The sequence below is a fragment of the Pseudoalteromonas sp. SWYJZ98 genome, from assembly GCF_015864495.1.
Classification (GTDB): domain Bacteria; phylum Pseudomonadota; class Gammaproteobacteria; order Enterobacterales; family Alteromonadaceae; genus Pseudoalteromonas; species Pseudoalteromonas distincta.
Genome location: NZ_JADYXA010000017.1, coordinates 1 through 21811, shown reverse-complemented (window position 1 = coordinate 21811; position 21811 = coordinate 1). Strand labels below are relative to the sequence as shown.

Sequence of the window (21811 nt, the reverse complement as noted above, 5' to 3'; positions counted from 1 at the left end):
TACCTAAGCAGTTAATTTTTACTAAAAATCAGCCGTAAATACAAAGGTATTGAAATAATACTTACCAAAATAGCTGCCATGAGCATCCACGATAACTGCATCTTTTCAGGTTCTTGGTATTTATAAATAAAGTGAGATTTTACTTCGTCAAATTCGTTTTGCGGTATGCCATATAAGTCCGCAATTAAGCGCCACTTTGCTATCGACATATGTCCTAAACTGGTGGTGGGTGGGGTTATATAACTTTTTAGTACTTCAGCCTCAAAAGCGAGCTGATAAAAGCTTTTACCCGGTGCATAGTTTTGCTGGGTGACTGCAATGGCTTCATCCATGTTCATCATTGCATAACGCCATCCTTTTAGGCTCGCTTGGTAGAATTTTTCGACCGTTTGAGGATTTTTCTTCAGCATGTTTTCGCTGGTAAATAAAATGTCGCTATATACGTCCATACCATAACGCTGTGGGCAAACAAGTCGATGAGCTACGCCTTGTTGAGTCATATAATAAGGCTCTGTAGTAACATACACTTGCATAGCATCTAGCTTGTTTTCAATCCAAGCCTGGCCTGGATTTTCGCCATCGTAAACTTTGAGTTTATCCACATCAACGCCACTGCGTTTAAGCATAATAAGTAGTTCGGTACCATCATTTTTGCTTACCGCAGTGATACGTTTATTAACAAAGTCACGTGGATGAAAAATATCAGACGTGTCTTTAACCATCCAGCAGTAAGGTGAAAATTGCAATAAGGCAGCCATAGCAACAAGAGGTTGTCCATTAATACGTTGCTGTAAAATACCAGAGTGCCCAACTCCAAATTGTGCTTCGCCACTGGCGACAGGAGCAAAGGTATCAGGTTGCATTGGATTAGCTTGCTTAATGGTTACATCAAGGCCCGCTTCATTATAAAAGCCTTTTTGCTTTGCCATATAGTAGCCAGCAAACTGAAACTGATGTGTCCATTTTAGCTGTAATGTGACTGATTCTTGCGCCGCGATATGGCTACAAAAAAAGCACAATCCAATGATTAATCCTTTAAATAGCAACTAGGTGTCCTCAAAAAGTATGTTGATTACCTGTAACTATATGTAAAACGTGCGATAAAGCAAGCACCCTAGTTAGGTGCCTGCCTTTAAAGAAGGATTATACTGAGGCGAGTTTTTCGGCTTTTTCTGCTTGGGGCTTTGATGTTAAAAATTGGCTAAAGCACGGATTTTGTGTTTCATCTTGTACACTGTAACCTAAACGGTTTAAGTGCTCGTTAAACATCTCATACTGACTCGGCTCAATAGCAAAACCTGCCAGTACATTCCCCATCGAACCACCGTGATTACGATAATGAAATAAGGTAATGTTCCAATTGCTACCTAAAGTATCTAAAAAGCGTGCAAGCGCACCTGGATACTCTGGAAATTCAAAGCGAAGTAAGCGCTCATGCAATTGCTCGGGTGCTTTTCCGCCAACCATATAGCGCACATGTAATTTAGCGAGTTCGTTATCCGACAGATCGCAAAATTGGTAGTCATTATTTGTTAAGTCTTGCTTTAGCTCATTAAGCTCTTGCTCGCCTTGGCGCAGGGCAATACCTACAAATATTTGTGCTTCACCAGGTCCTGCATAACGGTAGTTAAACTCAGTAATAGCACGGCCACCTAAAGAAGCACAAAACTGTTTAAAGCTGCCTTTTTCTTCTTTAATAGTAACCGCTAATAACGCTTCGTTTTTTTCACCCAGCGCAGTGCGCTCTGCAACATAACGCAGGCGATCAAAGTTTAAATTAGCACCGGATAAAACAGCCGCTAAATGTAACCCTTTTAACCCCGACTGCTGGCTCCACTTTTTAAGCCCTGCCGTTGCAAGTGCACCTGAAGGCTCTGCTATTGCACGGGTAGATACAAAAATATCCTGCATGGCAGCACATATTTCGTCGCTGGTGACGGTTATAACTTCATCACAAAACTTTTGCGCTAAGCGAAATGTTTCAGTGCCAATAATTTTAACCGCTACGCCATCAGCAAAACTGCCAACGCGCTCAAGCTCTACCGGTTTACCTGCTTTAAGTGCCGCTTGTAAACATGCACTTTCGTCGGCTTCTACACCAATTACTTTTATATCTGGACGCAGCGATTTAATATAAACCGCCATCCCAGCAAGTAAACCGCCGCCGCCAACAGGAATAAACACCGCATCAAGCTCGTTTAATTGCTGCATAAGCTCACGCGCTACAGTACCTTGACCAACAATGACGTCTGGGTCATCAAATGGTGGAACAAATATACCGTTTCGTTGCTCTGTAAGCTCAAGCGCATGTGCTTTTGCGGCATCAAAATGATGCCCATGTAGCACAACTTCACCGCCTAGCGCACGTACCGCACTTACTTTTATTTCAGGCGTTGTTACTGGCATTACAATTGTAGCTTGATGCCCTAAGTGAGAAGCACTTAGTGCAACCCCTTGAGCGTGATTACCCGCTGAAGCAGTGATAACCACTGAGCCTTTAGGTAATTTATTTAATTTGTTATACGCACCGCGTAATTTAAATGAATACACGGGCTGTTGGTCTTCACGCTTTAACCAAACATGGTTACCTAATTTAGCACCGAGCTCAGCCATTTCGCTGACCTCGGTAACTTTAGCCAAAGGCTCCATGTTTGCTTGAATAATAGCGCGAAAATAATCGAGCTCTTGAGAGACCATAATTAACTAAGCGCCTCCAATTTAGCTAAGTCACGCACTGCGCCTTTATCAGCACTTGTTGCAAGTAATGCATAAGCCTTTAAAGCAGACGATACATAGCGCTCACGATCAACTGGTTTGTAAGCCAGTTTTCCGCGTGCTAATTGTTTTTGTTTACGTGCTTCAAGCTCTTCATCACTTAACGCTAACGTAATTTCACGGGTTGCGATATCAATAATGATTTTGTCGCCATTTTCAACATAAGCAATTGCACCACCACTTGCCGCCTCTGGTGACACATGACCAATTGATAAACCCGAAGTACCACCCGAAAAGCGACCATCAGTAATAAGTGCACATTTTTCAGCTAGTCCTTTTGATTTTAAGTAGCTAGTTGGGTATAGCATTTCTTGCATACCTGGGCCGCCTCTAGGGCCTTCGTAACGAATAACCACGATATCACCGGCTTTTACTTCATCGTTTAAAATACCCTCTACAGAATCATCTTGTGACTCGTACACGACTGCAGTACCTTCAAAATGTAGCATTTCATCAACAACGCCAGCGCTTTTAACAATACAGCCATCAACTGCTAAATTACCCGAAAGTACAGCTAAGCCACCATCTTGACGAAAAGCGTGTTCGACACTTCGGATACACCCATTAACACGGTCGTTATCGCCCTCGTCCCAACGACACTCTTGGCTCATTGCTTTAGTGGTACGAATGCCCGCAGGGCCAGCACGGTAAAATTTGCGCGCTGCTTCGTTAGTAGGATCTGTTGCATCCCATTTTTTAACGAGCTCAGCCATAGTTGACCCAGCAACATGATTAACTGACATATCAACTAAGCCTGCTTTGCCAAGTTCACGTACGATTGCCATCATGCCGCCTGCGCGGTGCACATCTTCAATGTGATATTCAGGTGTCGCTGGTGCAACTTTACATAAAAATGGTGTTTTACGAGAGAGCGCATCAATGTGCGACATATCAAAATCAACGCCCGCTTCTTGCGCTGCAGCAAGTAAATGCAATACCGTATTTGACGAGCCACCCATTGCAATATCAACAACCATTGCATTCATAAAGGCTGTTTTGTTAGCAATAGCACGTGGCAATACATCTTGATTATCTTTTTGATAATACTCACGACATAAATCAACAATACGAGCCCCCGCTTCAACATAAAGTTGTTTACGGTCTTTATGAGTCGCAAGCGTCGTGCCGTTACCTGGCAATGCTAAACCAATCGCTTCTAGCAGACAGTTCATTGAGTTTGCAGTAAACATGCCTGAACACGAGCCACATGTTGGACACGCAGAGCGCTCTACTTGCTCTGAATCTGCATCACTTACCGATTCATCAGCGCCTTTAACCATGGCATCTACTAAATCAAGTTTAATATCGATGTTAGCAAGCTTAGTTTTACCAGCTTCCATTGGACCGCCTGATACAAATATTACCGGAATATTTAAGCGTAGTGCTGCAAGCATCATTCCTGGAGTAATTTTGTCGCAGTTTGAAATACAAATCATCGCATCAGCACAATGACCATTTACCATATACTCAACTGAGTCAGCAATTAAGTCGCGTGAAGGCAGCGAATAAAGCATGCCGCCGTGACCCATTGCAATACCATCATCAATCGCAATAGTATTAAATTCTTTAGGGACGCCACCGGCTTGTGTAATGGTTTCAGCCATAAGTTCACTTAGCTGATTAAGGTGAACATGCCCTGGTACAAATTGTGTAAACGAGTTAACTACGGCAATAATCGGCTTACCAAAATCGGTGTCGGTCATACCTGTTGCGCGCCATAATGCACGAGCGCCTGCGCGTTTACGCCCTTCAGTTGTTGTTGCACTTCTTAATTTAGCCATAGTTACCTCAGTTTTTGCCGCAAAATAAGCGGGCATTCCTCATTCTAAAATTGGTGAGTAACCGAGTGATTCAGTTACTCGTAAATTGTTTTTCAGTTCGTAATTACACAGCCTGTTGTTGCTGTAAATTTTGTAAAGTGACTTCTTTGACATCCACCAGCTTATTTAACTGGCTGGTTAAAAGGTGAATTGGTTTATCACTATCTACCGTCATGTCTACATTATAAAAACCATCGTCCATATTGAGCTGAAAATGCGTAAGGTCAAAACCACGATGACGCACCACTCGTAAAAAGCGCTCTACCGCTATACTTTGGCTTTTTAATGCAATAGTTAGGCTATGTTTCATTTTGCTTTCTCCGTCATCATTTCGTCGTTAGCAGCCCCAGGTGGTACAAGTGGCCAAACATTTTCTTTATCATCAATACAGGCATGTACTATGTACGGACCTTTACTGTTAACTAATGCAGTTATCGCATCATCAACTTGGTTAGCGTGAGTAATTGTTTGCCCTGGGATACCAAATACAGCAGCTAATTGCACAAAGTCTGGGTTATCCGACAGGTTAGTTTCAGAATAACGCCCTTCAAAAAATAGTTCTTGCCATTGGCGAACCATCCCTAAACGCTGGTTATCTAAAATTAATATTTTTACAGGTAAATTGTTACGACGAATAGTGGCCAATTCTTGAATATTCATCATTATAGAACCATCGCCCGATACAGTGATAACAAAGTCATCTGGGCGTGCTACTTGTGCACCAATAGCCGCAGGTAGACCAAAGCCCATTGTCCCTGCACCACCACTGCTTAAATGATTACTCGGATGAGTAAACTTCATGTGTTGTGCTACCCACATTTGGTGCTGACCTACATCGCAGCACACAACCCCTGTTTTTGGCATGCGTTGGCTTAGTTGGTTTAATAAGTACGGTGCAAAAACCTTCTCACCTGGGTAGTCGTAACGCCACGCATGCTTAATATTCATTTCTTTATTTGTGTCACACCAAGCTTTAGGTGTTACAAAGCATTCAAGTGCGGGTAACGACGTCTTTAAATCAGCAATTAATGAAGCTTTAGCAGGTTTTCGCTTACCAACTTCAGCAGCATCTATATCTAAATGGATTACTTTAGCTTTAGCTGCAAATTTAGCTAAGTTGCCTGTTACGCGGTCATCAAAGCGTGCCCCTATACATACAAGTACATCACATTCTTGCACTGCGATATTAGCAGCTTGACCACCATGCATACCCAACATACCTAAGTAATGTTCGTAATCTGGTAATACACTGCCCAACGCTTTAAGTGTAGATACAGCTGGCATCTGAGTTTTATTTAAAAATTGCATTAGCTCGTCTTGCGCATCAGCGGCTTGTACACCACCACCTACATACGCTACAGGCTGTTTAGCCTCACTCAACAATTGATTAGCAATAGCAACTTGCTTTAAATCTAACTCTGGTAAGTATTCATCAGCTGCTAGCCAAGGTTTAAAAGGGACTTGAGCCATTTGAATATCTTTTGGGATATCGACAAGTACGGGACCTGGGCGGCCGCTTTGCGCTAAATGAATTGCTTCTTGTAATATCTCTGCTAAGTCTTCAGCTCGTTCTACCATGTAGCTGTGCTTAGTACACGAAAGCGACATACCTAGTACATCTATTTCTTGAAACGCATCTGAACCAATCGCTGCAGTAGGCACTTGGCCGGTGATCGCCAATAATGGTACTGAGTCCATCATCGCATCAGCAAGAGCGGTTATTAAATTAGTTGCACCTGGGCCCGATGTTGCAAAACATACGCCTAATTTACGTGTGCTACGAGCATAACCAACAGCTGCAAACCCTGCACCTTGCTCATGGCGAGTTAGGTAGTGTTTGACTGGCGCGCCATACAGCGCATCGTAAATTGGCATAATAGCTCCGCCTGGGTAGCCAAATACTTCGTTTACGCCGTGTTTGGCCAATAAGTCGATTGTTAGTTCTGCGCCTGTCATTAATAAACCCTCATTCCTCAGTGACAACCCAATTACAAATTTTACCCTTAAAACTAAAAAGCCCTCCGAACGGTTAAGTGCGGAGGGCTTTTTTAATGCTTAAGTTTTTAAAGCACTACGAAGCCCTCGCGGGGATAATCACCACGATAATAATCAGGACTAGGTTAAGTGCGTTTGTAAGCATGTAATCAATACCAAATTTTGTTCAATTATCGCGAAGGTTATTCCTTCGCTCTCTTTTTATATTAGTACCGCGCTAGGCCCTTTAAGTCAACACCAAAGTTAATCTAACAAAAAGACTAAAAGGCAATTTATCAGGTTTTAAAATTCATTATACAAGCTGGTAGTGGTTTTTTTATGCTCTAATTTTAATCTCAGAAATTCACTATTCTTATATCCCTTATTTAAGGTTTGATTAATTTTTGAGAATATTTTTATAAATAAAATTATTTATCACCTTCAGGTAATGCGTAGGTTCTCTTAAGCGACTCTTAAGTGTTGTTGCATAGCATGGCGTTGTTATTTTAAACGAGCCTAAATATGAACATAACTAGCCAAACACCAGCACAAAAAAAGCCAAATCGTAGTAAGCGGTTTTACATTCACTGTAGTGCAAATGCCTTTGTAGTGATGATTGCCTGTTATTACTGTTTAGTTATAAACATTCCTTTTATTCAAGGTTCGTTTAGCGCCATCACCTCCCTTGCATCTTTTTCATGGCTATTTTTACTTTCAGTGCCACTGCTGTTGTTATGCCTTTTAATTATTTTCTTTTCAATAGTGTCGGTTAGGTGGTTACTAAAACCAATTAACTACCTTTTACTGATAATTTCGAGTGCCGTACTTTACGGCTCATTAAATTACGGCGTCGTGTTTGACTATTCAATGATTCAAAACACGTTCGAAACTGATTCAAGCGAAGCGCTGAGCTATTTAAATCCGCAGCTCATAGGCTTTCTACTACTGTTTTGTGCGCTACCTGTTTTTATATTAAGCAAAGTAAAAATACACTTTACCCGCCCTCACCAAGAAGCAATTAGTCGTATAAAACTTATTGTAGCGTGCTGCTCACTAATTGCTTTAGTGGTCGCTAACTTTTACGCCGATTACGCAGCCACTGGTCGTAACAACCGCATTTTGAAAAAAGAAATTATTCCGTTTCAATACCTCTCTAGCGGTTATAAATATATGCGCGATCAGCTGCTGTATACCAATATAGAATTTAAAAATATAGATGCAACACCCACTCTTATTGCGCCTAACACCACCAGCGTAACAGTTATGGTTGTTGGCGAAACCGCACGAGCAGAAAACTTTGCGTATCAAGGTTATAAGCGCAACACCAACCCTTATACACAAAAGTATAATGTGACGTATTTTAATAATGTGGCGTCTTGTGGCACCGCTACTGCAGTGTCTGTGCCGTGTATGTTTTCACTGCAAACACAAGATAACTTTGATCGATTAGCTGCCGACAACCAACAAAACCTGATTGATTTAGCACAACAAGCTGGCAGCGACGTACTGTGGGTTGATAACAACAGCGGCTGTAAAAACGTATGCACCCGTGTTGTTAACATTGATATCCCAATCACCCCATCAGCGCTTTGCGATGGAAAATATTGTTTTGATGAAGCACTGCTTGCTCCACTTAAGCGCAAACTCGCTAATTTAAACCAAGCTAATACCGTTATCGTCCTACACATGATGGGCTCACACGGACCAACCTACTTTAAACGCTACCCAGAAAAATTTAAGCAATTTACGCCCACGTGCGACAGAAGCGACATTCAAAACTGCTCACTCGATGAATTAGTTAATACCTACGACAACACAATTGCGTACAGCGACTTTGTTAACGCCCAGGTAATTGAGCAATTAAAAGCGCTGCCAAACAACATAGATAAGCAGTTTTTATATGTCTCTGATCATGGTGAATCACTTGGCGAAGCCGGTGCTTATTTACATGGTTTTCCGTATAGCTTTGCACCTAGCACACAAACGCACGTTCCTCTTTATATGTGGGCTGATGAGCATAATCAGCGCATTACTAATACCTGTTTAGCTAATTTAGACACCCGCGCTGCACGCTCACACAACAATATTTTTCACACCCTTTTAAATTTAATTGGCATTAAAAGCAAAACGTATCAGGCATCGCTCGATTTACTTGCTAACTGCCAAACAACACCAAGCGAAATAAAACTATGAGTAATAAAACCGTTATAAAACGCCAAGGCTTAATGCGCCTTATTTTTACCTTAAGCCATTCTTTTAACGGCTTAAAATGGATGAGTCGATTTGAAGCGGCGTTTCAACAAGAGCTAGCACTGTTTTCATTACTCGGTGTGTTTGTGTGGCTTCAAGAAATTGCACTAAGGGATAAATTACTGCTTATAGCTAGCCTGCTTTTTGTATTGTTTGCTGAGCTGGTAAATACGGCAGTTGAGGTTGTAGTTGATAGAATTGGCAGTGAATACCATGAGCTTTCGGGGCTAGCTAAAGATATAGCCTCTGCAAGCGTGTTTATAGCTATGCTAATTGCCGCTCTTATTTGGTGGGCTGTGTTATGGGCATAAAGCTAACTTTTATACCTAAAATACAAAATACACTTGGCCCTGTATGGATTTTTGTTGTATTTGCTGTTTTGGCACTTAGCTTTTTAACACTTGCTCGCTTTGGATTAAGTGTATGGCAAGGGGAGCGTGTATTTGGATCGCATGCGTGGTTATCTATATTTATAGGTGGTTTAAGAGTTGATATAGCCACTCTAAGCTACATTATTATGCCCGCATTACTACTTATTTTACTGATGCAAAGCGTAGGGTGGCAAAATAAAGTACGCGGCCTCATTAAAATTTATTTAGTGACGATGTCTGCTTTACTTGTTTTTTTTGAAGTGATTACGCCTACGTTTATAAACGAGTACGATTTACGCCCAAACCGCTTATTTATAGAATATTTAATTTATCCTAAAGAAGTCTCAAAAATGATTTTTTCAGGCTATAAGTTAGAAGTATTTATTGCTGTTATAGCACTTATTTTAAGCTGTAAATTTGCAAGTAAAATATTTAGCAATCAATGGCAAAGCAAGTCATCACTAACAGGTTTAAATCAATCAATTTTAGCGCTTATTTTAGTATGCTTAACTATTTTTGGCGCCCGCAACTCATTAGGGCACAGACCACTTAACCCCGCCATGGTCTCGTTTTCTACTGATCACTTACTTAACGACTTAACCCTTAACTCACTTTATAGCGTCGCGTTTGCAGTTAAGCAACTTTCTAATGAGCAATCGAGCCAAGACTATTACGGTAAAATGCCCACCGATGAATTACTTAGTATTGTGCGTAATAACATGCAAAATACGCAAGCCGCATTTAGCGATGTAACCGCCCCTACAAAAACGTTTCATCGCGCAAGTAATACAGGTAAACCCAAAAATTTAGTCATTATTTTACAAGAAAGTTTAGGTGCTCGTTATGTAGGCACGCTTGGCGGTTTACCGCTTACACCTAATATAGACGCCCTTTATAAACAAGGCTGGGGGTTTGATAATTTATACGCCACGGGCACACGTTCAGTACGTGGAATTGAGGCAGTAATTACAGGGTTTACACCAACGCCTTCGCGTGCAGTTGTTAAGCTTGATAAATCACAACGCGACTTTTTTACCATTGCTGATTTTTTAGCGAAGCAAAATTACAACACGCAGTTCATTTATGGTGGCGAAAGCCATTTTGATAACATGCGCAGCTTCTTTTTAGGCAACGGTTTTAAAAGTATCGTAGATACAAATAACTTTAAAAAAATAGACTTTAATGGCTCGTGGGGCGCATCAGACGAAGACTTGTACGACCAAGCCAACATAGAACTTACTAAGCTTAAAAATCAAAAAAAACCCTTTTTTAGCCTTATATTCTCAAGCTCTAATCATAGCCCGTATGACTTTCCTGACGATAAAATAACGCTGTACGATAAACAAAAACAAACTCGTAATAATGCTGCCAAGTATGCCGATTACGCACTAGGCAGCTTTATCGAAAAAGCTAAAAAATCGAGCTACTGGGATGATACCGTGTTTATAGTTATTGCCGATCACGACTCGCGCGTATCGGGTTCAAATTTAGTACCGGTTGATCACTTTAAAATTCCGGCCGTTATTTTTGGAAAAGGTATTACCCATAAACGAGATAGCCAACTAGCCAGTCAGCTCGATATTCCTGTTACTCTACTGTCTTTAATTGGCGCAAGTGGTAAGCACCCAATGATAGGTCATGATTTATCAAAGCCAATTAGCGACAACAAACAACGCGCAATGATGCAATACGACAAAAACTTTGCCTACATGCACGATAATAAAGTGGTGGTGTTACAACCACAAAAACCAGCAACCACCTATACGTATAGCAATAACCAGCTTGTGCCATGTGAAAACGATGAGCAATTAGTAAAAAAAGCCCTGGCCCATGCGAACTTAGGTAATCTAGCTTATACAAATGGTTGGTATCATTAACCAAGTGACTTGATAATAAAGCCTTGTTAAAGTAACAAGGCTATTTTTATAAACCGAGTAAACATGAAAATCCTCGTTATTGAAGACTCTGAAGCACTAAGACGCAGCTTGCAAGTTGGCCTTAGCAACCTTGGTTTTACCGTAGATGAAACTGGTGATGGCTCAGAAGGGTTGAGTATGGCACTAAGTGGAAACTACGACCTCCTCGTACTTGATTTAATGCTACCGAGCGTTGATGGCATGAGTATTTTACAAGCACTGCGCAGCAGTAATAGCCAAAGCCGTGTGCTAATTTTATCGGCACGAAGTGAGCCTCAAGATAAAATTAGCGGCCTTATGAAAGGCGCTGACGATTATTTAACTAAGCCATTTTCGTTTGAAGAACTCCATGCTCGTGTCCTTGCATTACTTCGTCGCGGTTCACTGCAAAACCAACAAAATACCCTTACCGTAGGTGATTGCGTATTAGATCTTTCCCTTAAAACTCTTCATTACAAGCAACATGCCATTGAGCTCACGCGTAATGAATACAAAATAATAGAATGCTTATTTAACGCTCCAGAGCGAGTATTAGGGCTCGAGCTTATAAGTGAAGCCGTGGTAGGTCAGTTTGATATGCTCTCTAAAAATGCGCTTGAAGCACACATCTCAACCATACGTAAAAAAGTAAGACAGTTTGATGGCGAGCTCCCGATAAAAAACAAACGTGGATTTGGTTATGTCGCAACAACAAAATAAAAGTCACTCAATAAAACGTAAACTCGTTAATAATATTAGCGCTGTGATCTCGGTTATTTTATTCACCATATTTTTAACCGTTGATTTAAGTGTTGATACTTGGGTGGAAGATCAGTTTAATCAGTCTTTAACTAACAAAGCTAACTACTTAAAAACCTTAGTTGAAGATGACAACAACGTGGTTGAATTTGATTTTGCTGGTGAGTTTATGTCGGAGTATGAAGCAGCCGATGCCACGGAGTTTTACCAGTTATGGCATGGCCGTGATGTGTTTGAGCGCTCGGACTCATTAGCGCTTTATGAAAATGCTAACCTGCCTTTTTTAGAAATGCCGATAAACGAATCTAAAATTATAGATTACGAGCTTCCTAACAGGCGTGATGGCCGAGCACTTATAAGTCACTTTGTAGCCCAAAAAGATGATAGAAATCCCACTCACTCTGCTGTTTTTAATACCATGACGCTTGCAATCGCAGCGCCGACAGCCGAACTTAATAAAGTACTGATTATTATTGATGTAGTCTTTATTTTAACCTGTGTGCTTGGTGTGTTTGGTGTGCGCTATTTAGTGACACGTATTGTAAATAAAGGCCTGCATCCTCTACACAATTTAAACGACCAAATTAAGTTACTCGATATTACCGGTGTTGCGCAAACAATAGAAAGCGACTTTAAAGTAGAAGAAATAGAACCTATACGTAACGAGCTAAATAAGTTTATTACCGTTAATCAGCAACTCTATAGTAATGAAAAACGCCTAACAAGCGACATTGCACACGAGCTTAAAACCCCAATAGCTGAACTCATAAGCCTCTCAGAGGTGGCTATTCGCTACCCTGACGATAAACGCATTAGCGACACCTATACCAGTGATGTGCTTAATATTTCACAGCGTATGAAAACGATTGTTAGCAACCTCTTATTATTGCAGCGCTCAAGTAGTAGTGCTATGCAATTGGATGCACAAAATATCATGCTAAATAACTTAGTAAATCAAATTATTGATGAGCTGACCTTTAAGCATCCAAGTATTAAAACGCGTTTAAATAACGAAATAAGTGACGAGATTACACTTAATGCTGACGAATTTAGTTTAAATACCATTTTATGTAACTTAATCGATAACGCACTATTTTATGGACTTCCTGAGGCGCCAATTAAATTAACTGCCGTAAATAACAGCACAAACATGACCATCTCTGTTAGTAACAAAGTAAATAAACCACTAAGTAATGAACAGCTAACTGCTATTTTTGACCCGCTCTATCAGCTAGATTCATCTAGAACTAATAACCAGCGCCATGGTTTAGGATTATCAATTGTACAGAGCTTATGTAACTTAAATGGCTTTACTATTACGGCCAGTAATACCGAAAACAATACGTTAACGTTTATATTAACGTTACCTCTGAAGTAAATTTAGGTTAGTATTTACACTACTAATTTTGAGATTTTAAGGACAAACCATGAATGCTCTTACCCGTATTAGCCACTTTTTTATTGTGGCATTACTTATAACATTTAGCCTTAACAGCTATGCTGCTCCTGCCTTATATAAAATAGAAAAAAATGGCGTTAGCTCTTACTTATTTGGCACCGTACACGTTGGTGATGCCAGCATGAAAGGCTTACCTAAAAATGTAACCGATGCGATTAGCGCAAGCAAAGAAGTGATTGTTGAAGTTGATATAAGCAAACTTACTCCACTTGAAATGCAGCAGCGCTCAATGCCATTTATGATGCTAAGTGACGGTAAAACACTGCAAACTGAGCTTTCAAAGCAAAATTATACCAAGCTAAAAGATTACTTTGCTAAAAAGTCGATTGATATTGCTATGTTTAATGGCTTAAAGCCTTGGGCTGTTATGGTGACTATGATGCAAATTGAATTTCAAAATGCAGGATATTCAGATAAAACCGGTATAGACAAGCAAGTGCTTAGTTATGCTAAAGAGCATAATATTAAAATTGGCGAGCTTGAAACCCTAGAGCAACAACTACAAATGTTTGATGGTATGGCGCTATTAAGCAATGAAATGATTGAAGAAACCTTTGAGCAACTAGCCGATATTAATACTTACTTTATCAAGTTAGTTAATGCATGGAAAAGCGGTGACATGGATACACTAACCGATTACTACAACATGAGTTTTGATGACAGTAATTACGGTGAAATTAGCGAGCAAGTAATGCTAACTAACCGCAATAATAATTGGGTTAAACAACTCACACCGCGTTTAGCAAACGAGCAACTATTTATTGCTGTAGGCGCTCTGCATTTACCTGAAAAACACGGGTTACTTAAACAACTTCGAGATAAAGGTTTTAGCGTTACTCGTCTTTAAAATAAAAATGGGTTGAGTGAATTCCCCCTCAACCTTTCTCTGAGCTTTTAATGAAAGTCTTCCATTTTTAAGTAATTCTCTATTCCTTTAATTTTGTCTGCCGCATGATGATTTACATAAATCACAGTACTTGTATTGGCAGCACAAATTTTCTCTATTAGTAGCAGTACACGTTGCCTGTTTGCTTCATCTAAGCCTAAGCAAGGTTCATCTAAAATAAGTAACGTTGGATGTTTTACCATAGCCCGCACAATTAACAACATACGCTGATCGCCGTACGATAGCTGGGTGAATGAGGTATTTTGTTTATCACTTAAACCAATAAATGCCAGCCACTGTTGAGCAATATTAATTTGTGCGTCGCTCGGTTTTTGATATAAACCTATGCTATCGTAAAATCCTGAAATAACAGTATTTAAAGCCGATATACTTACGCGGTAATCCATATGTAGCGCGTTAGATATAAAACCAATATGCTGTTTTATATCCCAAATACTCTCCCCTGTCCCACGTTTAAAACCGAACACTTCAATGTCATTGTTATAACACTGTGGGTTATCACCTGTTATTAAATTTAATAAGCATGTTTTGCCTGAACCGTTCGCTCCACTGAGCTGCCAATGCTGATGCTTTTCTATAGTCCAATTGAGATTTTTGAATATGCTTACATCACTGTAACTAACTTTAGCATTACTCAATTTAACTAAGGTATTACCGGTGAATGCCTTTTGCTCTTGTTCGGTATCAGGAGATGGCACATCCAATGAGGTATGTTCTAAATGAAGTAGTTTTAGTAAATCACTCAATTGCTCACTGTCTGGCTTCGCTAAAGTATGTAACAAGCAACCTTGGCTTACATAGCCATAGTGAGTAATGAATGAAGGGATTTCGTCTAGGCGGTTTAGTACAAAAACAAAAGTAATAGTTTGGCTAAGTTCTATGAGTATTTTATTGAGCTGCTGGCAAGATTGTACGTCGAGTCCATGAAATGGCTCATCAAGCACGACTAACTCACTATGGGAGCTGAGTGCTTTTATAAGTAGGAGTTTACGAGTTTCACCCGTTGAAAGGTCTCTAAAATGCCTATTTAGTAATGAGCTAAATTTAAATAACTCTATTAGCTGCGCTAATAACTCATCATTATTACTATGCTCTGTAAAAATAAGATCTTTAACGAGGCTGTGCTTTTCATGCGCTAATTCTTGGGCTAGTAACTGTTTATGCGAATCTGAAGACACGAGCATAAGCTTATTAATACTACTTATACGCTGACCACTTTCGCACTTAGCTTCACCGATTAACGCAGCTGTCAGAGCAGATTTACCGGCTCCATTAGCACCTAGAAGCAGCCAATGTTCTCCTAGATTAACTTGCCAATCTAGGTTGCATATGTCGTAACGACTTTTGCCTTGTCCTTGTAAGTAACCATTAAATTGCTCAAGCGTAATTGACTGCACTAACTTTTCCTAATAAACCTTAAAACAGCAAGTTAACGTATATTAAAAGTGCTTAGCAAGCTTGTTATCTGCAAAATTAATTTATTTCACTAACAACGCTAATACTATTTAATGCGTCTTTAATTGCTTGCTGACTTATTGGTTTATGCATATGAAGGTTAGCCCCGTATTTATAAGCTCGCTCTATATCATTTTGTGAAGTATTTGCTGTTATAACAATAATTGGCATTATTTTATTAAGATCAGAGCGTATTTTTTAATCGCCTCAAACCCATCCATTACAGGCATATTTAAGTCCATAAAAACAATATCGTACTGATTTTCACTCACCATATCACACGCGACTTTGCCGTTTTCAGCGCAATCATAGCTTAAACCTAATAAGCTAAGTATGCGGGTTAATAACATGGTGTTTAATGGATTATCTTCAACGACTAAACACGTTAGCTTGTCGTTTACTTTAAGAGGTGTTGGGAGGGCTTTACTTATTGTTACTGGTAAACACAAAGACACCAAAGCACCATGAGTTTTATTATTTGTAAAAGTAATTTCACCATGCAGTGCTTTTACAACGTATTGAACCCGGGTTAGGCCTGTTCTCAACCCTTGAAAGTGATTGGTTTGTTTAAATGAGTCAAATTCAAGACTGGTAATCTTCTTCGAAAAGCCACTGCCAGTGTCACTCACTGTTAAATGAAATTCATCATTTAAAAGCTTAGCTGAAACAGTAATTTCACCTTTTTGTGTAAACTTAATTGCATTACTAATTAATTCTGTAAGTGTGTGCTGCAAACGTTGATGATCCAATTTACATACACAATTTAACGATTCATCTAAAGAGCTAACTAGTTTTAGGCCTTTTTGCTTACACGCATGCTTGTAAGCTATTACTACTTTATTACACGACTCTAAAAGGTTTTCGTCATTTAAATGCGGTACCCATTTACCTGCACTTAAAGCCTGCAAGTCTTGTAATTCATCTAATATGGCTATTAACCTAAGCGCGCAATAGTTAGCTGGGTTTTAACGCTTTGCTGTTTATCAGAAACCTCTAGCTCCTCAATAGACGTAATAAGTCCCTGCAAAGGTGTTCTAAATTCGTGACTAGCTCTGGCAATAAAATGTTCTTTATTTTGACTTGTTTGATAAACAAAATCTTTTTGTTTTTGTAGCTCTAAAAGCGTGTCTGAAACCTCTTTTTCCATTGGTATAAAAACAAATCTTAACTCAATAAGTAATAATGTCATTGCCAATAACCAGCATAGTATCTCTAGGTTGGCGACCCAATTTACTTTTTTAACAGCTTGAGATTCAAATAAGCTCACTGCCTTATCAAGCTTTGTTAATAACGTTTCAACATGCTTTATAGAAAATACTGAGTGGTTTATCTCTCCTTGCTGATACAAAAGCCGCTCTGTTTGTTCTATATAGTCAAATACCGCTTTATCTAACCCTATCGTTTCACCAAAATATAAGTCTACTAACGCTGGATTTAAGTAAATGTATTCGTCATCAGAGTTTTTAGTTAATAATGTTTGATGGGACTTTTTAAATGTATTGAGGGACTTCTCAAGTGACTCAGTATGAGCTGGCGAGTAATTACTGATGTTAAGCATAGCATTACTGTGCCAAGCAATTTTCTGTGAGAGCATACGCTGGCTACCAGCGATGTTAATAATTTTTGCATCAAACTTCTGAACAGAAAAACTATGCTGCATTAATAAAGCAGAGCCACTTATTAATAGCGCTATTGCAATTAGTGCCCATCGGTAACGTGTTCTCACGCTTTTAATAATATTGAACATGTATAAACCAGTTTTTTATATAAGTGTAGACTAATTTTTTAAAACGAAGAATCAGTCAAAATAATTAAGCGAATTATTAATACCCAATAAAAAAGCCCAGCATCAAGCTGGGCCATAGTAGTAAAATTATATTAGCGATTCTCTAATCGATTATAATCGAACATTCCATATTCTATCCCACGATACTTTTTAGCTGTATCGTGCAATATATCGCTGTATTGCCAAAACTGTGGATGAGTACGTCGAATACCAAACTTAGATTTCAAAGCACCATAATCGGCTTCTATTTGCATCATAGGCAATTGCTCGGCAAAAGCATTTACTTGCTGCTCGTTATTTAAATACCAAATAGCTGCGGGGTAATCACCGATAAAGCCAGGAACAATAGTCGCGGTATCTTCTTCATAAGCACGTTGACCATCTTCGTTTAGTAAACTAGAAATATTGTAGTGCGCATTATGGTGAATAATAGTGTAGCCCTTATGGCTATCATCTTTTTGCTTTACAAGTACAAAGGAAAGCTGAGGTAACAAGTTTACCGCTTTTGCTGGCATGTTACTTACTACATTTAACGGCTTTGGTACTTCAGTGTAGTTGTATCTTTCACTTAAAACTGGCGCTAAGGCTTCTTTCATCAAAGTATATAGCTCATGCTGTGGATCATCAGTTTTATAGTTAATACCACTTGGCTGACTAAATTCTCGGTTATTTTTAAAGAACTTAGATAAGTCAGGTGGTGAGTTACGATACCACTGCTTTTTGATTTGATTACGTTTAGCCTCAGGTAACAATGCTAAAAAGTTTTGCTCTCCCTCTAAACGTAAAAAATCCATATATAGGCGTGTCACTAATTGATGGCCTATATTTCCGTACACATCAAAGCCTGCTACAAGCAAATAGTGAATACGCTCAAACAAAGCATAATCTAATATCCAGGTGGTTTTAGGCTCTTGACCAATAAAACCTTTAACTACAGTTGCACTATCAAAATGGCGGAAAATAGTTAGTGCCGCATTTTTATTATGCCCATCACCTTTCCAAAGTAAGTCTGTTGTAAGGTGCTCACCACCTTTGAACATTTTGTTAGCCAGCTCAACTTTCGCCTGTAAATACTTTTTCTCGCGAACTGAATATTTAACCCAGCTAGAAATGGGTAAGGCATTACTTTCCTCAGCGGCAGGAAGCTCTAATGCCTCTTCATGTTGCATTAGCATTTCCCCTACAGCAGGGGTCGCAACCTTATCAGGATCAGCAAACGCCACCCAAAAATGATCGTTTATAACATTTAAAGCAATCTGACCACGACAAACAGGCCCTTTTATAAAGCCCATAATAATTAACTCTGCCTCATCAAGCATAAATTGATACTTAGAATTAATTGGAATAACTTCGAAAGTTTTAAAAGGGTTAGATGCTGCCTTAGCCTCATAACTCGGCATTTGCGTAACCCTATAATCTGGTGCAATAAACTGCTCATATAAACGCAGTAATTTAGCTTCATTAAGCTCAAGAGGTAAATGTGTTTTAGAAAGTATGGTTGTACGCTCTTGCATAAAACGATAATAAACACGGCTAACTTTAGGGTCATCGTATGGGCGACGCGTGTTAATTAACTTTATTTCCTCACCAGGAGGCGTACTTGAGCGAACTAGTTTGAAAAAGCTTTGTGGGTTTTCTGAAGTAAAATAAATATGTGCTAAAAACCAATGCTCATAAATATACCGTGCTGATAACTGATACTTTAAGCTATCTTGATTTAAAAATGCTTCCCAGCCCGCTATTTTATTCTGATCATATTTACTCGGTGGCTGAATATGTGACATTTTACCACCACCTTTAAGCCAGTTCTGTAAATGATTAAACTCTTCACGCGAAACACCAGGTAAACCATAAGGCATGCCGCCATGAGGTTGATCACTTGCCAATCGATCGAACTCACCCATTGTTGCGCAGGTTTGCGAACGCGCTAACGAAAAGTCAAACTCATCACCTAACACTTCATTTACTGGCAATTCATGGCTTTGCTTTAACACTAAGCTATTAAATAACACACTGCCCGCTAAGTTAGCTTCTTCACTTTGCACGCGCTCATTTAGCACTGGCGTAAAGTTTTTTTCTCGCCATTGCTGAGTATTAGTTGCATCAAATAATAAACGGCTTGGGGTCGTTGCCAATAAACGAGTTCCATCGTAAACAAGCTCTTTACTCAACCCCCGGTCAATACCTTCAGGGGATGAGAGCTTCAGTTGACATGGTGCATCGTAACAACCATGACAAACGACGCAGCGGGTATCGAGTACAGGTTTTACATTTTGTAAAAAATCAGCACCAGCACCTGTGGTATGAGGCACCATTCTCTCTTGTGTTTGTTCAGGTCCAAAAAGATCATCGTAGTGAGCATTTCCCAAATATGCACAACCACTTAAAATAATGAGTGCTATCGTACTTATTAGTATTTTTCTCATTCGTCGTCCTCATCACCTAAATCAAATGTGGGCATCATATCCATTTGAGGAGAAACGAATGTATTCTGACCTTCAGTATTCAAAACAATACTTAAAAGAGGGCCATGCGTTAATGTTATCTGCGCATCGTGCTCTTGATCTAATATAGCTAAGTACAGAGGATTAGTTATAAGCAACTCATAACCGCTAACAGTAATAGCGACACTGCTATCTTCACTTGGGTTCTGGCAAATTTGAGCAAGTAACTCATCATCAAGTCCAATTGATATTTCAAAATCAGGCTGCTCTAAGTCTCTATTACTTAATGATTCATCTAATAGAAATAAAGGGAGGGTTAAATTACTATCTTGTTCAAATTCCATTGCGTTCTCTGCACTTTCTGACGATTTAATTGACGAGTATTATATCAAACTAGCGAGCAAATTAACGCTAAAGCTAATGTAACTGTGTTTAAACGTCATCCATAACAGATTCGATCACCGAAAATGCAGCACCTTGAGGGTCGCATATAACACTAAAACGACCAACATCGGGGATATCTGTTGCAGGAACACATACTTGTCCACCTAAGCTAGCGGCTTTGCTAACAATTACATCGCAACTCTCTACTGCAAAATAAATCATCCAATGAGCAGGGGTATCATCAGGCCATTCACTTGTCATTTCAAGCATACCGGCAATTGGTTGTCCATCGACTAAAAATAAAATGTAGTCCATCCCTTCCATAGGCTTTATTTCGCTTTCCCAGCCTAGTAAAGCACAGTAAAAGTCTCGACTTACTTTACTATCTCTTGTTGCTAACTCATGCCAATAAGGCGTATTTAATTCACCTAAGTGCTTACAACCTGTATGCTCATTCCCCTGCCATAGTGCAACAGTTGCGCCTACTGGATCTTTTAGCATAAGCATGCGACCTGCATTCATAACATCATGAGGACCGGCAATAACTTCAGCACCCAGTTCTTTTGCTTTTAGCGCACAATCATCAACATTATCGACGGCAATGTAAGCCAACCAATGACTTGGGATACCTGCACTAATTTGCTCTTTAGGCATTTCGTACATTGCAGCGATATCATCACCTTGCTTTTGTAGCATGGTGTAGTATATGTTCTCTCCAATAGGTTGATCGTCATGCCCCCAATCAAATAATGATGTATAAAACGCCTTACCGTCTTTCCAATTGTGCGTACAAAGCTCTGACCAACAAAAAATACCATGCGGATGGTTTTCAACTTTACTCATGATTAAGCCCTTATTATTCTAATTTTACCTAAACGAACTCTGTCACATTTTATAAACGAGATAATGGAACAGACTATAAATTGAGATTAGAGCAATAACTAAGCGGAGTCGATAAAAGAAGGGCAAAAATTCGTTATTCAGGTGTTTCATATTTGAGGTTTTTAACGCAGTTAGGGTCAGATTTAATCCCTCAAATTGATTAAATATTATTGCTGATCGATATAAATTATTTACTAAGAAGTCCTTCGCTCTAGAAGAATCCCTGAATCACTTTTCTGCAGACGTAAAAAAGCCCGACTATTTCTAGTCGGGCTTTCTACAATTTGAAGCCTGGTAATGTCCTACTTTCACATAGCAAATGCTACACTATCATCGGCGCTGTTTCGTTTCACTACTGAGTTCGGCATGGAGTCAGGTGGGTCCAAAACGCTATTGTCACCAAGCAAATTTGGGCGTTAATTCGTATCTCTACGCATTAACTGAATTTGGAAAATATCTGATAATATTTTTTAAGTCTTTCTAAGTAATATCTACTTTAGTTATATTAACTTCTTCGCTTGTTTCACTATCGCATAAAACGCGTTTGGCGTTGTATGGTTAAGCCTCACGGGTAATTAGTACAAGTTAGCTTAATGGCTCACACCACTTCCACATCTTGCCTATCAACGTTGTAGTCTTCAACGGCCCTT

Annotated in this window: 15 protein-coding genes, 2 rRNA genes and 1 pseudogene; 6 read left to right on the top strand and 12 right to left on the bottom strand. The window is 39.5% G+C overall.

All coding sequences use genetic code 11. The features are described from left to right. Positions 1–11 precede the first annotated feature (11 nt). From I6F10_RS11530 to ilvG, 5 genes are all read right to left on the bottom strand, one after another. Entirely contained in the window at positions 12–1046 is a 1035-nt protein-coding gene (locus tag I6F10_RS11530) for an ABC transporter substrate-binding protein (protein ID WP_165742835.1), read from the bottom strand. Between the two features lie 97 nt (positions 1047–1143). Beyond that, entirely contained in the window at positions 1144–2697 is a 1554-nt protein-coding gene (ilvA, locus tag I6F10_RS11525; protein ID WP_039485942.1) for a threonine ammonia-lyase, biosynthetic, read from the bottom strand. A 2-nt stretch (positions 2698–2699) separates the two neighbouring features. After that, positions 2700–4556 carry a dihydroxy-acid dehydratase gene (ilvD, locus tag I6F10_RS11520; RefSeq protein ID WP_024596945.1) on the bottom strand — a complete coding sequence of 619 codons (1857 nt, stop codon included), beginning with the start codon at positions 4554–4556 and terminating at the stop codon, positions 2700–2702. Between the two features lie 103 nt (positions 4557–4659). Continuing rightward, positions 4660–4905: an acetolactate synthase 2 small subunit gene (gene ilvM / locus I6F10_RS11515; protein WP_002959893.1), complete on the bottom strand. Its 246-nt coding sequence runs from the start codon at positions 4903–4905 to the stop codon at positions 4660–4662. Beyond that, a complete protein-coding gene (gene ilvG / locus I6F10_RS11510) occupies positions 4902–6551 on the bottom strand; it encodes an acetolactate synthase 2 catalytic subunit (protein WP_002959891.1) in 1650 nt (549 codons plus the stop codon). Before ilvG ends, ilvM begins: the two co-directional genes overlap by 4 nt. 540 nt (positions 6552–7091) lie before the next feature. Here ilvG and I6F10_RS11505 point away from each other — a divergent pair. From I6F10_RS11505 to I6F10_RS11480, 6 genes are all read left to right on the top strand, one after another. Next, on the top strand, positions 7092–8762 hold the full coding sequence (locus I6F10_RS11505; protein ID WP_165742834.1) for a phosphoethanolamine transferase: 1671 nt from the start codon (positions 7092–7094) through the stop codon (positions 8760–8762). Beyond that, positions 8759–9130, top strand: a complete 372-nt coding sequence (locus I6F10_RS11500; protein WP_007582120.1) for a diacylglycerol kinase — start codon at positions 8759–8761, stop codon at positions 9128–9130. Before I6F10_RS11505 ends, I6F10_RS11500 begins: the two co-directional genes overlap by 4 nt. Then, the gene (locus tag I6F10_RS11495; protein WP_197098866.1) at positions 9121–11067 is read left to right on the top strand and encodes an LTA synthase family protein; all 1947 of its coding nucleotides are present in this window, start codon (positions 9121–9123) and stop codon (positions 11065–11067) included. Before I6F10_RS11500 ends, I6F10_RS11495 begins: the two co-directional genes overlap by 10 nt. Positions 11068–11130: 63 nt before the next feature. Further along, positions 11131–11805, top strand: coding sequence for a response regulator transcription factor (locus I6F10_RS11490; protein WP_024591423.1), 675 nt, complete (start codon positions 11131–11133; stop codon positions 11803–11805). After that, entirely contained in the window at positions 11786–13222 is a 1437-nt protein-coding gene (locus tag I6F10_RS11485) for a sensor histidine kinase (RefSeq protein ID WP_197098865.1), read from the top strand. The genes I6F10_RS11490 and I6F10_RS11485 overlap by 20 nt, the downstream gene beginning before the upstream one ends. A 49-nt stretch (positions 13223–13271) precedes the next feature. Then, positions 13272–14150, top strand: coding sequence for a TraB/GumN family protein (locus I6F10_RS11480; RefSeq protein ID WP_033038531.1), 879 nt, complete (start codon positions 13272–13274; stop codon positions 14148–14150). Positions 14151–14197: 47 nt separating this feature from the next. On the opposite strand, the gene I6F10_RS11475 is transcribed toward I6F10_RS11480, so the two are convergent. The 7 genes and pseudogenes from I6F10_RS11475 to I6F10_RS11445 all read right to left on the bottom strand — a co-directional run. Then, a complete protein-coding gene (locus I6F10_RS11475) occupies positions 14198–15607 on the bottom strand; it encodes an ATP-binding cassette domain-containing protein (protein ID WP_197098864.1) in 1410 nt (469 codons plus the stop codon). Positions 15608–15683: 76 nt separating this feature from the next. Further along, positions 15684–17412 (bottom strand): annotated as a pseudogene (locus tag I6F10_RS11470) (response regulator). A gap of 131 nt (positions 17413–17543) precedes the next feature. Next, positions 17544–19877, bottom strand: coding sequence for a fatty acid cis/trans isomerase (locus tag I6F10_RS11465; RefSeq protein WP_197098863.1), 2334 nt, complete (start codon positions 19875–19877; stop codon positions 17544–17546). Then, on the bottom strand, positions 19874–20239 hold the full coding sequence (locus I6F10_RS11460) for a hypothetical protein (protein WP_002959878.1): 366 nt from the start codon (positions 20237–20239) through the stop codon (positions 19874–19876). Before I6F10_RS11460 ends, I6F10_RS11465 begins: the two co-directional genes overlap by 4 nt. An 88-nt stretch (positions 20240–20327) precedes the next feature. Then, positions 20328–21122 carry a VOC family protein gene (locus tag I6F10_RS11455; RefSeq protein ID WP_165742830.1) on the bottom strand — a complete coding sequence of 265 codons (795 nt, stop codon included), beginning with the start codon at positions 21120–21122 and terminating at the stop codon, positions 20328–20330. Positions 21123–21450: 328 nt separating this feature from the next. Then, positions 21451–21565: ribosomal RNA gene (gene rrf, locus I6F10_RS11450) — 5S ribosomal RNA — on the bottom strand. Between the two features lie 150 nt (positions 21566–21715). Beyond that, positions 21716–21811: ribosomal RNA gene (locus I6F10_RS11445) — 23S ribosomal RNA — on the bottom strand; the annotation flags it as partial.